Here is a 14,813-nt window from a genome sequence, read left to right as displayed (position 1 = left end):
ACCTACGGATTCAGACATGAAAGACTTTGTACTGCAACTGACAACAAAGATCATCTTCGGCAGGAACAAGATCTCGGAAATCGGGAATGAATGCCGATCTTACGGCAGGAAAGCGCTGCTCGTCTATGGCGGCGGCAGCATCAGGAAAAACGGCATCTATGATACGGTAACCGATTCCCTGCGAGCCGCAGGAATTGAAATCATCGAGCACCCGGGAGTTGTCTCAAACCCGGTGCTGAGCCATGTCCGGGATGGTATCGCACTGGCAAGGCAGAATGATGTGGACATGGTGATCGCGGTCGGCGGCGGCAGCGTGATCGACAGCGCCAAGGCGATTGGCGCCGGAATGAAAGCAGAGCACGATGTCTGGCAGTTTTTCAAAGGCAAGAAATCCGTAAAGGAAAAGCTTCCGCTGCTCTGCGTCCTCACCATTGCTGCCGCAGGCTCGGAAATGAACGGCGGCATGGTCCTGACCAATGAGGAGACAAAGCATAAATTCGGGGTGGGCAGTCAGCTCCTGAAACCGGAAGTTTCGATCCTCGACCCGGCGGCAACCTTTTCGGTCCCTCCCGACTACACGGTCTACGGCGCCGTCGACGCCATCGCCCATATCCTTGAATTCTACTTTACCACCCAAGAACCCGCCCCGGTCCAGGACCGTCTGATGGAAGGGCTGGTCATCAATATCATGGACAGCTGCGAGCGGGTACTGGCCGACCCGCACGATTTCAACGGTCGGGGCAATCTCTTGTGGTGTGCAACCCTCGCCCTGAACGGCATCACGGCAGCCGGACTCGGAATGGTCGGTTTCCCGATGCATATGATCGAACATTCCTTAAGTGCACTCTACAATGTGCCCCACGGAGCAGGCCTCTCAGTGGTCATGCCTGCCTGGATGAAGTGGCGGAGTGAGCGATTCCCGACAAAATTCGCCCAGTTCGGGCGGCGGGTTTTCGGGATCACCGAACGAGACGACCGGAAAGCCGCCGATGAAGGCATCAAACTTCTCCACGACTGGTTCGTCAAAGTGGATTCCCCGGTCACCCTTGCTCAACTCAATATCCCGGAATCAGAGCTGCCGCAGATAGCCGAAAACGCTCTCGCTCTGGCAAAGCTCTGGCGCCTCGGGGAATATGATCGGGAAACAATCATCAAAATCCTGAAATACTGCAATTCTCCGGTCGGATAATGCGCAAACCCTCAATGGGAGTCTGTTAAAGGTTACTCTCTGACATTTTCGTTCTGTGCCGTTTTGCCGTGTTCCGCTTCACTTCGATTGCCGAAGCCGAGTGAAATCCAGGCCAGACGGCCCATCCAGCGAACCGGTTGCAGGGGTCTTGCCAGGGCCTCCGGATAGGGAAGATCCGGCAGAGGTCCCTCTTCCGGTAGATAATTCAGCAGGAGCGAGACCGCAACACCCAGAAAAATGGAAATCGCAAAACAGATGCGAAAGCCAAGGATGCCCGCATGATCAATCAGCTGTCCCGCGAGAATCGGCGGAATGCCGTTGGCCAGGGAAACACCTAAAATCCACAGGGAGGTGTAACCGGTGCGGCCTTCATTTTTCACCAGACCGAGCATGGTCCGGGCCGCCACCGTCGACAGGCTGATACTGAAAACCATGCTGCCGACCATGGCGAGCACGGCAAGGATAAAACCAAATCGGCTGCCGGGAATGAGAAAGAACCAGAGGATGGTTGCGACCGCGTGCAGGAGCAACATTCCGGCCATGACCCGGTTACCGCCTTTCCTTTCGGCCCGACTGGACCAGGAACTGACACTCAGGGCGACGGCAATGCCGCCAAGCGCCGTGATCAGCATAATCGTACCGTCGGTAAAAAGCATGATATCCCGGAGGTACATGACGGAAGAACTTCCCACCCACATGAGTGAAGAGAGGGCAAGGGAGATCACGATGATAAAATGACGGTATGGTTTGTCACCGAACGCCTTGTAGAAGGAATCATATCGCCGTTCATCCCCGGCCAGTTTCGGACTCTGCCGACCGCCGGGCATCAATAAAAGCATGCCGACGCTGACAAAGCCGGTCGCAACTCCGATCCCATACACCATGAAAAAAGAGGAGATTCCGCCGAAATGCGCCAGAATCCATGAGATCAGGACCGCCAGCAGAATGTTGGCACCCTGCACCAGGATCGTTTCGGAGTTGAAATAATCGGCAAAATTCTCCCGGGGAACAATCTCGTGAAGCCATGGATACCAGGCACCTACGCCGAAAGCCCTGACCAGGGAAAAGGTAAGAACTGCCAGCAACAGCACCACCCACGCCGCTTGCTGTCCGTAATGCAAAGTGACCGCAGGAATAAAAAACACCGTTGAAATGAGAAGGTTACGCAGCAGCCAGCACGTAATCAGCAGTTTTTTCGGACCGAACAATTCAACCGCGGGAATACTCATCACCACCAGGAGCATGGAAACCGGAATAAAAGAAATCAGCAGGCCGACAAGGTCTGCCGGCATCTCCAGGGATCGGGCAAAGAGAATCAGCACCTGGCCGACAACACATTGCCATGAAGCAAGGTTGACGAGCGAAAAGAAAAGAAAAGCACGCGGTGCCGGAGTAAGCCGCGCAAAAGATTTAATCAAAGGAAAATCCATGCTTTTTCTCACCCAAAAAAATATCCAAAAATGAACTGCCCCTTAGCAGAGATAACGAACAGCGTGAAACTTCGAACCGCATTGATGGAACCCCTGAAGTGATTAAACACGCCCTGCCGCACAGCTTCACCTCTTATTTTTGGCTTGGGGACAAATTATTTATTGGCAAAGTTTTTTTCATCTGATAATTATGGGCACAGGTGAATTTAAGTAATCGCTATCATTATCTCACCGGGGGCAAAATGGCATCACAAAATAAAAAGGATGATCTGGACAACTATATTCCAGCGCCCGAAGAAGAACTATTCTACGAGCAGACCATCAGACGGTTGCGGACAGAAGTCGACAAGGGCAAAACATACGCCCAGGCATGCAAGTCTGTCCGGGAGATCGACACCGATCTGCATAGCGAGATTGTCGATGATTTCCTGAAAATCCTCATCGCAGAACGACATTTCGGTGAAGGATACGGAATCGATGATATCGCCCTGCTCCTCGATGTCTCTTATGACAAGATTGAGGCAGTCAGAGACTATATGCTCCGCGAAATCAGCAATAATCTCTCCCGGGAAAAAGGCTGGCCCAACAGCAAACTTATTCATTAAACCATTTTTCTCCTATGTTTATGCTTGCCTGACCGGTTTCGGCATCACCCGGTGCATGGTCACGAAACCGTGGTTGTTCTCTGGAAACGTTTCCCCGCCGCCCCTCTCTCGACTCCCTGCCGACTGGATACTTTTTTCCCACTTCAGTCCGACCTGGATAAAATGTATCCAGAGTTTTTATACAGGTGTCATTTCAGGTTCCAAATTTTCTCCCCTTCCCGCTGATACCTGGACCCTCAATGATCAGGCATAATAATTGCTTTCACTACTTCTAAACTATGGAACCGTTTCAAAACTTTATACCCGGAAATTCATTTGAAGATTTGTCGGGCAAACTGTAGTTTGAAATCATGAAAAAAATCGGAAAACTCCTCAATACCACCAGACTCGCCTTTATCTCTCCGTGGCTGCTGGCTACGGCGGTAGGACTGCTCCTGTTGATCATCAGTATTTTTGCCGCCACCAATCTGCACCGGGGCAAAACCCTGCTCACCCAGGCAAAGTTTCAGAAAGGCATGGACCTGATCCGCTTTGTCGGGGCCGGAGCAAGAGCCTCGACAATGAGCGGCACGCCCGTATCGGCGCATATTCAGCAGCTGATAGAGCAGACAGCAAACGATGATGAAATAGTCAGCATCTCAGTCATTAACGGTGACGGGAAAATCCTGGCCCATAGCAATCCCGATCTCGTCGGCAAGATTGCCAATGAAGACATTGAACTGTTCGGCAGAACTACCCCGGGAGGAAATTTTCGGGTTGTCGATGCAAAACCGTCCGGAAAACGCGCCCTGGAAGTCTTCCACAATTTCAACCCTTTCAGGCCTCGACATGGCCGGATGATGCGCCGAAATTCATTCGGCAATAAAGACCCCGAATTGTGGAGGCCTCAGCCCCGCAGGAATCAGGATCCAACAGCCATCAATGAGTGGTGCAGACAACCGACGGAAAACGGACCGGAGTTTATCGATGAGCAGAACCTGCTCATCAAGATCGCCCTCGATATGGAAGAACTGGACAAGCTGATCAGCCGGCACCGGGTCAACATCGTGTTTATTTCCATGGTCCTGCTTCTGGTGGGTCTTGGCGGGTGGCTTTCCCTTCTCACCGCCCAGGGGTACAGAGTTTCCCAGAAGACCCTCGAGCACATGCAGGCCTTCATGGCCCTGCTTGTTTCCAAACTTCCGGACGGCATCGTGGCCACCGACAGTGAAAACAGGGTCATCAGCTTCAACGAAACCATGACCCTGATCACCGGAATGAAGCCCGGCGAACTGATAGGACGCACCGCGACTCAATCGCTTCCGGAACAGATCGTTCCTTTTTTCAGGCTGGCTGAACAGGCAGAGGTCCTTGACCGTGACATCCTGTATATCGGGCAGAACGGTCAGAAATTCAATCTGCTGGTCAGCTCGGTGCCGATCATCAATAACAGCGGGCTCTTCACCGGCAGGGTTCTTCTGGTGCACGACATCACCCGGCTGAAAAAACTCGAAAGCGAGATCAGTCGCAACGAAAGATTCATCGCCCTTGGCAAGATGGCTGCCGGCGTGGCTCACGAAGTACGAAATCCCTTAAGTTCGATCAAAGGTTTTGCAACCCTGATCGGTTCCCGATTCCCCGAAAACAGTGAGGAATACCATACCGCACAGTTAATGATCAGTGAAAGTGAACGGCTCAACAGATCAATCTCCGCCCTGCTGAACTACGCCAGGCCGGCCGAACTCGATCTCTGTGAAGTAAACATCGGAAATCTTGTCAGAGATTCCCTGCAGCTGGTGGATGCGGATGCCGGAGAGTCAGGAGTGGAAATTATCATCAGCAACACCCTTGCGCATCCGGTTGTCACATCCGACCCCGATCGCCTGAAGCAGATTCTCCTGAACCTGGTATTGAACAGCCTCCAGGCAATGCCCGACGGGGGCACCCTTACGGTCTCACTCGCCAGGGGAAGTGGTGCCGACGAATACAAAATACAGGTTCAAGACACCGGATGCGGCATTGCCGAGAAAGATATGGCCCATGTGACCGACCCATACTTTACAACGAGAAAGGATGGAACTGGGCTCGGGCTGTCACTGGCGTTGAAAAACATTGAAGAACTCGGAGGGAATCTGGAAATTCAAAGCGAGGTCGGTTCCGGAACCTGCATCACGATCACCCTGCCCGTTTCCGGACCCTGACTCCTACTCCCGGACCCTTTTGATTCGCGCGCCGACGGCCAGGAGTTTTCCAACCAGATCATCATATCCACGGTCAAGGTGATACACTCTGGACAGGTGGGTCTCACCCTCGGCGGCCAGAGCGGCAATCACCAGTGAAGCGCTGGCCCTGAGATCGGTGGCCATAACCGGTGCACCGAAAAGTTTGCGGCCGCCTTTGACTATGGCACTGTGGCCATCGACCATGATATCGGCGCCCATTCGTCGCAACTCGGCGACGTGCATGAAACGATTTTCGAAAATTGTCTCAGCAATAACGCTTAACCCCTCACTGACACTCATCAATGCCATCATCTGGGCCTGGAGGTCGGTCGGGAATCCGGGGTAAGGTTGGGTTTTAATATCAACGCTCTTCAATGTTCCTGATCGGCCGACCTTGATACTTTCTGATTGTTCCTCAATATCAAGACCGACGACTCTTAATTTCTCAAGCAGGGCCGGCAGATGGGCAGGACGACAGTTTCTGAGCTCCAGTTCCCCTCCGGCAGCGCCGGCGGCGATCAGATAGGTTCCGGTTTCAATCCGATCGGGAATGATGGCGATTTCTGCGGGGCGCAGCTCTTTTACCCCTTCAATCACCAGTCGATCAGAATCCCTGCCCTGGATCGAAGCCCCCATACCGACCAGCATGTCGATCAGGTTGCCTATCTCCGGCTCCCGGGCGGCATTTTTTATAATCGTAACCCCTTCGGCGAGAGTTGCCGCCATGAGGAGGTTCTCGGTCCCCGTCACCGAAGGGATATCAAAGAGGATAGTACTCCCCTGAAGACGTCCGGCAACCTTTCCCTCGACATAACCGTGCTCGAGGCTCAGATCCACTCCCAGCCGGGCAAGCCCCTGCATGTGAAAATCTATCGGCCGCGCACCTATGGCACACCCCCCCGGGAGAGAGACCCTGGCCTGGCCCTGTCTTGCCAGCAGCGGGCCGAGAACCAGCACCGAAGCCCGCATGGTTTTCACCAGCTCATAGGATGCCTCGATATTGGTGATGGTATCAGTACTGATCAGCAGGGCATTATCTTCTGCCCGTCTATGCCAAACGGCGCCAAAGGATTCCAGGAGGGAGAGCATGGTCCTGGTGTCCCGCAGGTCCGGAACATTATGCAGGACATGTTCTCCGGGAGCCAGCAGGGTTGCAGCCATCAGCGGCAGGGCCGCGTTCTTTGCTCCGCTTATCTCAATCACCCCATGTAGCGCAGGGCCGCCTTCAATAACAATCTTGTCCATCAGGATTTTCCTTCACTATAAATTTAAGAATTGAAGCTCCTCACAGCAGAGAGCAAACAGCGGCAGACTTCGCGAGCGACAGGCAATACGCTGCACTTTGCATATCCACCCGGAGTTGACAGTCGGAATATTTCTCAGATTGCTCTACCGACCGCGATCCTCGATTGACCGCTGTAATCCTTCCTGATCTTTACCAGTTCCATGCCGGGAGATTCGGAAAAGATATCTCGCACCATCTCCTCCTGATCATATCCGATCTCCATAACAAGCATGCCTCCTTTTTGCAAACATCTCCTGCTTTCGGGGATCATTGTCCGGTATGCGTCCAGACCATCCCTGCCACCATACAGGGCCATCTCCGGCTCGAAGTCCAGCTCAGGCTGCAGCTGTGCCCGCGAATCAACTGCCACATATGGCGGATTGGAGATTATGATTGCAAACGGACAGTCGCTGCGCAGATGAGAAAGCCAGTTTCCATTCATCAGAAAAACCCGGTCGGCAACATTATGCCTGACCATATTCTCCCAGGCCACTTCAAGCGCATTGAAAGAGAGGTCGCTGGCAAACACTTTTGCCAAAGGCAGCTCAAGGGCAAGGACAACCGGGATGACCCCGCTGCCGGTCCCCAGATCGAGCATCCTGCCCTGATAGGTGTTGTGATTTTCTACCAGAGCAAGAACCTCTTCAACAAGCAGTTCTGTTTCCGGTCTGGGAATCAGAACCGAAGGGGTCACTCGGAAAGGCAGGGACCAGAATTCTTTTTCCCGGACAATATATGACAACGGTTCCCTGGCAATCCTTCTTCGTAACGATTCCTCAAATTTTTCCAGCTCGTGGTCCGCAAACCGCCGCTCCGAAAGAATGAGATCAACCCGCTTGATGCCAAACAGATATTCAAGAAGGAGCGCCGCTTCTAGATCTGCATCGGGGACGCCGTTTTCCTCAAGCCGGACAACGGATTTTCTGTAGAGTTCTCTGGGAAGCATATGATTATCAAAAAATGGCGGGCACTGCAGACGTAATCTGAAAACAAACCGGGAAACCCGGAACACAATGGATCATCCGAAGGGCAGCGTGTTGCATATTCCATGCAAAAGCCCTGGAAAAGGCCTTTTACTGCAATGTTTTCAGGGCTTCAGCCTGATAGTGGGTAATCAGGGGAACGATGATGTCTTCAAGTTTGCCCAGTATTACATCTTCAAGTTTGTACAGGGTAAGATTGATCCGGTGATCGGTCACCCGACCCTGGGGGAAATTATAGGTCCTGATCCTCTCGCTGCGATCACCCGTTCCAACCTGACTTTTCCGATCAGCAGAAATTTTGTCATGCCGTTCCTGCTCCATCGCATCCAGAAGCCTCGCCCGAAGGACTTTCAAAGCCTTGGCCTTGTTTTTATGCTGGGACTTTTCGTCTTGGCAGGTCACCACGAGACCGGTCGGCAAATGGGTGACCCTGATGGCGGAATCCGTTGTGTTGACACTCTGCCCACCAGGTCCGGATGAACGGAAAACATCGAAACGCAGTTCATGAGGGGCAATGTTCAGTTCAACCTCCTCAACTTCAGGAATCACCGCCACCGTCACTGCGGAAGTATGGATCCGCCCCTGGGTTTCAGTCTCGGGCACCCGCTGCACCCGGTGAGCTCCGGACTCATACTTCAGTTTGCTATAAACCTTGTCCCCGCTGATCAGGGCAATAATCTCCTTGAAACCGCCGATCCCGATCGGATTACTGCTCATGACCTCAACTTTCCATCCATTCGCTTCCGCATAGCGCGTATACATTTTATAGAGATCATTGACAAAAAGGGCCGCTTCGTCACCACCTGTCCCGGCCCTGATTTCAAGAAGAATATTTTTCTTGTCATTGGGGTCCTGCGGCAAAAGGGTGATTTTCAGTTCCTGCTCAAGTTCTTCCACTCTTTCCGTAAGAAGATCAACTTCCGCCCTGACTAATTCCTGCATCTCTTCGTCTTGCTCGCTTCTCAGGAGTTCCCGGTTGTCCCGAAGTTGTCTCTCAGCGGTCTTGTACGCATCATACAGCTCGTTCAGTCGCAACACATGGGCGTGCTCTTTGGCAAGTTTCGCAAACTCTTCCTGATTTGCAATCTTCGCCGGTTGAGAGAGTTTGCTCTCAAGTTCTTTGAGTTTTTCCCCTATATTTTCAAACTGTGCGAACATCATGCATGTCCTGTAATCTGTCTGGCATCAGACAGAGATGAATTGAATACGCTGTCCGGCAAAAAAACCCGCCTTGCTTATGCCCTGAAAAACCCAAGGGCCCAACTGTGGATAAAACTCCTCAGATGAGCCCTTGAAAGAAAAATCGTCAAACAAAAGACAAAAAGTCGCGGCTAGTCCTTCTTGAAATGCTTGGCGTACTTCTTGTTGAATTTGTCGATTCGGCCGGCAGTATCAACAAGTTTCTGTTTGCCGGTAAAAAACGGATGACAAGCTGAGCAGATCTCGGTTGCGATCTCTTTATCAACCGAACCCAACTCAATCTCGTTCCCACATGCGCATGTCGCCTTTATTTTATGGTATTCAGGATGGATACCTTCTTTCATTTTTAACAGCCTCCACTATTCTGATTGCAGAAAATCGGTATTAAAAGGACTCTGATGCCCGAAAAAAAATCAATGCCGTTGCACTGACCGCTCATCTCTATCAAGGGAAGAAGAATATACCCCAATTTCTTAATTTGGCAAGAAAAGATTGGGGCCTGATACGAAACATCCTCGCATCGTATTCTTCGCACTCACATATTATTGAAGCTCCCCGCGGCAGATAAGCAAGCGGAGTGCGAATTCGAGCCACGGGGAATCTTCGAATGGAAGGTTGCTTGCATCAGATTCACTCACTACCCCCGCAGCAGATAGCGAACAGCGTGAGATTCCGAGTCTCCTTGCAGTTGCTTCCCTCGAGCTGCGGGGAATGCGTTTCGCTGTGCATATTCAATGAATTGGTGAAAAAGAAAAAAACATGGACTGCCGGTCAAGACAGGATCACACATTATCCGTTCATTGACTCAAAAAACTCCGCATTACTCTTTGTCCGCTTCATTTTGTCCCTCAGAAACTCCATCGCATCAACCGGGTTCATGCTGGAAAGAAGTTTTCGCAAAATCCACATCCTGTTCAAGACATCCGGCGCAAGGAGCAACTCTTCCTTCCTGGTCCCGGAGCGGTTCAGATCAATGGCCGGGAACACTCTTTTATCGGCCAGTTTTCGCTCAAGCACTATCTCCATGTTGCCGGTGCCTTTGAATTCTTCAAAGATAACTTCATCCATCCTGCTGCCGGTTTCTATCAGGGCCGAAGCGATGATCGTGAGACTCCCGCCCTCTTCGATATTCCGGGCCGCACCAAAAAAACGTTTGGGCCGATGCAGGGCATTGGAATCCACACCACCTGACAATATCTTTCCGCTGGGAGGGACCACGGTATTATATGCTCTGGCAAGCCTGGTGATACTATCGAGAAGAATCACCACGTCTTTCTTGTGCTCTACCAATCGCCTGGCTTTGCTCAAAACCATCTCAGCCACCTGAATATGCCTTTGCGGCGGCTCATCGAAGGTGGAACTGACAACCTCGGCATCAACACTGCGGGCCATATCCGTTACTTCTTCAGGACGCTCATCAATCAGCAGAACAATCAGTTTGATCTCTTTGTGGTTCTTGGTGATCGAGTTGGCAATGTCCTTGATCAGAACAGTCTTGCCAGAGCGGGGGGGGGCAACAATGAGCCCGCGCTGTCCTTTGCCGATCGGCGAGACAATGTCCATGATCCGCATGGAGTAATTATCGGAACGCCTTTCAAGAATGATCTGCTCTTCGGGATGAAGCGGGGTCAGGTTGGAGAAGAGTGTTTTCTCCCTGGCTTTATCAGGAGGATCGTAATTGACTGAATCGACTTTGAGAAGAGCAAAATAACGCTCACCTTCCTTGGGAGACCTTACCGGCCCCTCAATAGTATCCCCGGTACGGAGACTGAGACGTCTGATCTGGGACGGAGAAACATAGATATCGTCGGGTCCGGGCAGGTAGTTATAGTCAGGAGCGCGCAAAAATCCGAACCCGTCGGGAAGGATCTCAAGGACACCACTTCCACGGTTCGTGCCATTCTTGTCTTCCAGAGCAGCCTGAGCTTTGACTATGGCAAAGATCAGCTCCTGCTTGCGCAGGCCGCTGATGCCTTCGACCTTGTACTCCTTGGCCATTTTTGTCAACTCGTTGATCTTTAAAAGCTTAAGCTCGGACAGATTCATGCTGTGTGCTTCTCCTTGTGAATATTGAGGATAGGGGAATTCGGAGGTGTAAGATTACAGGTTGAAAATCTAATATCTTTTCCGCAGGGAATTCTTCAACATACCAATACATTGAAGATCAATTCTGCAGTAATTTGTGCTGATGGAATGTTTACTGTAGGAATAAGTTAATTTGATCCTGATAAAATAAGATCTTAAAAAGGAATAATCCCTCGATGCATCGGATTATATCAGTTTATTTGTCAAGGATGGAATAAAAAAAACAGGATATCCAAATTTATTGGTAAGAAAGATATCTGTCAAGCTTTTTAATCAGAAACAAGACCGGGGGTGGCGGATAAATGATATCGTTACCCCACGGGTATCGCTGAGCCCCTCATAGACAGCGAACTCGGTTTGCGGCCAATAGACCTATATGGTATGAAGAGTTCTCAAGTTAAACCAGAGGTACATGGATGAACAACTCCCGTTTTCTCATACTGCTGATATCATGTCTTATTCTTGCATCACCGGAAATCTCCAATCCCTCCCCTCCCCCTGTCACTTCTGAAACAGAATTCAAAAAAAACTGGCAGGAACCCCTCACCGGCATGAAATTTGTCTGGCTTGAGGGCGGTTGTTTCCAGATGGGGCAAAGCCCTTCAGAAAAAAAACTGCTGAAAAAAATAGCTGGCGATTCCGACTACGAAAAATACTATGCCGACGAATTGCCGCGACATGAAGTCTGCGTTGATCCTTTCTGGATCGGGATCCATGAAGTCACCCAGAGAGAATGGAAAAAAGTAATGGGGTATAACCCGTCTCATTTTTCTGAAAGTGATGATTTTCCTGTGGATATGGTCTCCTGGGACGATGCCCAAACCTTTATCAACAAACTGAATGAAACCAACAAAGAGGGCGGGTTCCGGTTGCCGACGGAAGCAGAATGGGAATTTGCCGCCCGAGGCGGCAGTGACAAGATGTACCACACCGGCGATTCAATCAGTACCGAGCAGGCAAACTATAACGGAACGTTTGATTTCGGCCTCAATACCCGCGGCGAATATCGAAAAAGTTCGGTAAAGGTTGGAAGTTTCCCTGCCAACAGTTACGGCATTCACGACATGCACGGCAACGTCTGGGAATGGTGTAATGACTGGCATGATGAAAATTATTACAAAGACAGCCCCAAGAGCAATCCTGCAGGTCCTGAAAAAGGGGCAATGAGAGTGTTGCGGGGCGGTTCATGGTTCCGTTTCGCCGGTCATATCAGGTCGGCCACCCGTTACAAAAACAAACAGCCGGGCCAATACGCCGACACAGGATTCAGAGTGGTCAGATCTTTCCGGAAGCTCACAAAAGATCCAGACACCCATAATTTCAACGTTGATTTCTAATGTGAGGGGAAGAAATGGCGCCCAGATATATTGCCGGAGTTTCAAAGGACAGACGCCGGAAAACCGGAGCCGATTTCTGGGGCTCCGTATTACGGTGGCTTGGGGTCAGCAGCTGGATACTGATGTTCTCATATCTGGCTCTTGGCAACAAGGCCCGCCCGGAAGTCCGGACCGAGCTGGATATTAAACACGACATCGCCATTCGTGCCGACTGGGACATCATTCTCGCCAAATACATCTTCATCCTGATGATTCTCGGCTTGGTCATCAGTATTATCGGATTTTTTGTTGTTCAGAAGAGAAACAGAAGAAGGACCGACGAATTTACCTACTCCGTTCTGATTCTCGGACTCGTCTCGGCCTGCGGCATCATCTATTATCTTTTTGCCCTGTAGGCTTGCCGCTTTAAACAAACCGCGCTTCAAAAAACCGACAGATCACAGGGCTTCCCGACTTCTATTTCCTGGTTTCTTTCATGAACAAGTAGAAATTCCGGCATTTCTTGACCCTGAAGAGGTAGAGTTTCTTATCCGAGTCCGTCGAATCCTTGATCACCTCTTCTATCTTGTCGCACTCGGCGATCACCTCATCAAGTTCGTTCATACTCATTTTCTCGGCAGCCTGGGTGTTTCCACACGCTTTCTGAAAATCTTCCCGCCATCCGGCCACACAGGTCCCTGGAACAATGACATGAATAAAGAGAATAAAGGCCGAACAAAACAGACAGGTCCTGAGCATAAAAAACCTCTACTGATTCTTGATTGCCGGATGACAGCTTTTACAGTCATTCAGTGGGAATGCAACGCGCAGATGACAGACTCCGCAGAACTTGTCTTCCAGGATATATCTCATCAGAAAATGTTTTGTGGTTTTCTTTTTGATGTTGAAAATATCCGGATGACAATTGGAACAATCAAGCCATTTCACATGAACATCGTGCGGAAAATACGCGGGCGGCACATATGGCCACTCGGCCTCAAGTTCAAGTTTTCTGCTGAAATCCAGAGCTTTTTCGTCCTTGCTGAAAATACTGTATAAAGGCTGGATCCTGCCGCTTTTTATCGCTGCCGACCAGTTCACTTTGTTCCCGTATTTCGCCTTCTGCAAAGGGCCGGTCAACTCTGCAAACCTTTCAGGACTTGAGGACAAACGACCGGTGTGACAACGCCGGCAGTTCTCCTCCGTATGCCCGAAAGCCTGTTTACCGTCATGGCAGGCGCCGCAATAAAGCCCGTTCCGATTGTCTTCTTCGGTAATATCTGTTCCCCCGGAGGAAAATGAAAACTCCAACTCAAGATGGCAGACCCGGCAGGAATATTTCAACCGGTGGCTCCAGTGTGAAAAAAAGACCGCTTCCACCTTTTTTTCCCCTTCTTCCCCCCCGATCAGGATATCACCATATTCATGGGGAGGCGGTAACGGGGGAAACTGCCAGTACTCAGCAAGAGCAGCCGTTGCCCAGCACAAGGCAAGGGCGAAAACGGTTGAGCCGGCCAGCAATCTTCTGATATATCCGGGCATTTCAGTCACACCTTACTGAAGAGGTTTTATGATTGAAAACTGTTATCAGTTCACCTGCTTGGTATGACATCTCTGGCAATCGATATTCGGGAAAGCAACCGGACCATGGCATAAACCACAGTATTTGCCATCGAAGATTTCTTCCATGCTGTATGGTTTTCCACCTTTTTTGACCCCGAATATCTCAGGATGGCAGAGTTCACAGCCATTCCACACCGTATGTTTTTCATGCGAAAAGATAATTTCAGGCATGTTTTTTTCCAGGGGTTTCAAGCCGAATTCTTTGGGATTCTCAATCTTGTCCCTCTTGATTGAAACTCCTTCAAGGTAGTCTTTGATTTTGATCAGTCCCTCATCTTCCGCTTTCATCCAGTCAATACCGTTGCCGAATCTTTCCTGGGGCATCTGCTTCCTGAAATCATAAAAATCATTTTTGAACTGTACCTTCTCCCCTTGGGAGTGACACTTTATACAGTTCATGATCGTATTTCCTTCAACATCCCTGGTCTTCGGGCCAAAAGCCCGGGTACCGTTGTGACACGAACCGCAGTAGAGACCATTTTCATTGTCCGCTTCCATGATATTGGTCCCCCCTGCCTGCATGGCAAAGCCGATATCAACATGACACAGGCGGCAGGTAAATCTGGCCCGATGGACCCAGTGATTAAAAACCACCGGCGCCATATTCGCCTGACGGGAATAGTTGTTGATCACGACACTCCCGAATTCATGGGGTTTCGGCCTCTTCTTCTTCACGCCAAAAGTCTCGGCATATGAAAACGCCCCGGTGATCAGGATCAGCAGAACAACCAGCACTGAAAACAGTTTCTTAACCATCAGCTTTCCTTCCTTAATCTATTTTTTATCAAGTTCATTTTAGCCGGGCGTAAAACATCATAGCAAAAAGAGACAAGTGCAACAACAGGACATGTAGAATTTCCCGACGTCACTTTCAACATGGCCGAACCAGCCGGCAA

Annotated in this window: 14 protein-coding genes; 5 read left to right on the top strand and 9 right to left on the bottom strand. The window is 50.6% G+C overall.

Features of this window, described 5'->3' with window-relative positions:
• Positions 1-16: 16 nt before the first annotated feature.
• Positions 17-1,189, top strand: a complete 1,173-nt coding sequence (locus KKG35_11420) for an iron-containing alcohol dehydrogenase (GenBank protein MBU1738736.1) — start codon at positions 17-19, stop codon at positions 1,187-1,189.
• A 32-nt stretch (positions 1,190-1,221) separates the two neighbouring features.
• On the opposite strand, the gene KKG35_11415 is transcribed toward KKG35_11420, so the two are convergent.
• Positions 1,222-2,607, bottom strand: a complete 1,386-nt coding sequence (locus KKG35_11415; GenBank protein MBU1738735.1) for a hypothetical protein — start codon at positions 2,605-2,607, stop codon at positions 1,222-1,224.
• 254 nt (positions 2,608-2,861) lie between these two features.
• Here KKG35_11415 and KKG35_11410 point away from each other — a divergent pair, with 254 nt between their 5' ends.
• Together KKG35_11410 and KKG35_11405 are read left to right on the top strand one after the other, a co-directional pair.
• On the top strand, positions 2,862-3,224 hold the full coding sequence (locus KKG35_11410; protein MBU1738734.1) for a hypothetical protein: 363 nt from the start codon (positions 2,862-2,864) through the stop codon (positions 3,222-3,224).
• Between the two features lie 350 nt (positions 3,225-3,574).
• Positions 3,575-5,404, top strand: coding sequence for a PAS domain-containing protein (locus KKG35_11405; protein ID MBU1738733.1), 1,830 nt, complete (start codon positions 3,575-3,577; stop codon positions 5,402-5,404).
• A gap of 3 nt (positions 5,405-5,407) precedes the next feature.
• On the opposite strand, the gene murA is transcribed toward KKG35_11405, so the two are convergent.
• The 5 genes from murA to rho form a co-directional block, all read right to left on the bottom strand.
• Positions 5,408-6,670 (bottom strand): UDP-N-acetylglucosamine 1-carboxyvinyltransferase, encoded by a 1,263-nt coding sequence (gene murA / locus KKG35_11400; protein ID MBU1738732.1) that lies wholly within the window; start codon positions 6,668-6,670, stop codon positions 5,408-5,410.
• 134 nt (positions 6,671-6,804) lie between these two features.
• Positions 6,805-7,656 (bottom strand): peptide chain release factor N(5)-glutamine methyltransferase, encoded by an 852-nt coding sequence (gene prmC, locus KKG35_11395; protein MBU1738731.1) that lies wholly within the window; start codon positions 7,654-7,656, stop codon positions 6,805-6,807.
• A 127-nt stretch (positions 7,657-7,783) separates the two neighbouring features.
• The gene (prfA, locus tag KKG35_11390) at positions 7,784-8,851 is read right to left on the bottom strand and encodes a peptide chain release factor 1 (GenBank protein MBU1738730.1); all 1,068 of its coding nucleotides are present in this window, start codon (positions 8,849-8,851) and stop codon (positions 7,784-7,786) included.
• 173 nt (positions 8,852-9,024) lie between these two features.
• Positions 9,025-9,237, bottom strand: coding sequence for a 50S ribosomal protein L31 (rpmE, locus tag KKG35_11385; GenBank protein ID MBU1738729.1), 213 nt, complete (start codon positions 9,235-9,237; stop codon positions 9,025-9,027).
• Between the two features lie 445 nt (positions 9,238-9,682).
• Entirely contained in the window at positions 9,683-10,939 is a 1,257-nt protein-coding gene (gene rho, locus KKG35_11380; GenBank protein ID MBU1738728.1) for a transcription termination factor Rho, read from the bottom strand.
• Positions 10,940-11,529: 590 nt separating this feature from the next.
• On the opposite strand from rho, the gene KKG35_11375 reads away from it, so the two are divergent.
• Both KKG35_11375 and KKG35_11370 read left to right on the top strand, forming a co-directional pair.
• Entirely contained in the window at positions 11,530-12,315 is a 786-nt protein-coding gene (locus tag KKG35_11375; GenBank protein ID MBU1738727.1) for a formylglycine-generating enzyme family protein, read from the top strand.
• Positions 12,316-12,329: 14 nt separating this feature from the next.
• Positions 12,330-12,710 (top strand): hypothetical protein, encoded by a 381-nt coding sequence (locus tag KKG35_11370; protein ID MBU1738726.1) that lies wholly within the window; start codon positions 12,330-12,332, stop codon positions 12,708-12,710.
• A gap of 61 nt (positions 12,711-12,771) precedes the next feature.
• Here KKG35_11370 and KKG35_11365 read toward each other — a convergent pair whose 3' ends face one another.
• Genes KKG35_11365 through KKG35_11355 form a run of 3 tightly spaced genes read right to left on the bottom strand, consistent with a single transcriptional unit; the run spans position 12,772 to position 14,673 of the window.
• Positions 12,772-13,053: a hypothetical protein gene (locus KKG35_11365; protein MBU1738725.1), complete on the bottom strand. Its 282-nt coding sequence runs from the start codon at positions 13,051-13,053 to the stop codon at positions 12,772-12,774.
• 9 nt (positions 13,054-13,062) lie between these two features.
• Positions 13,063-13,836, bottom strand: coding sequence for a hypothetical protein (locus KKG35_11360; GenBank protein MBU1738724.1), 774 nt, complete (start codon positions 13,834-13,836; stop codon positions 13,063-13,065).
• 45 nt (positions 13,837-13,881) lie between these two features.
• A complete protein-coding gene (locus KKG35_11355; protein MBU1738723.1) occupies positions 13,882-14,673 on the bottom strand; it encodes a hypothetical protein in 792 nt (263 codons plus the stop codon).
• Positions 14,674-14,813 lie beyond the last annotated feature (140 nt).

The sequence above is a fragment of the Pseudomonadota bacterium genome (assembly GCA_018823285.1).
Taxonomy (GTDB): Bacteria; Desulfobacterota; Desulfobulbia; order Desulfobulbales; family JAGXFP01; genus JAHJIQ01.
Note: the sequence above shows the minus strand (reverse complement) of the source record. Positions and strands in the feature narration are given on the sequence as shown.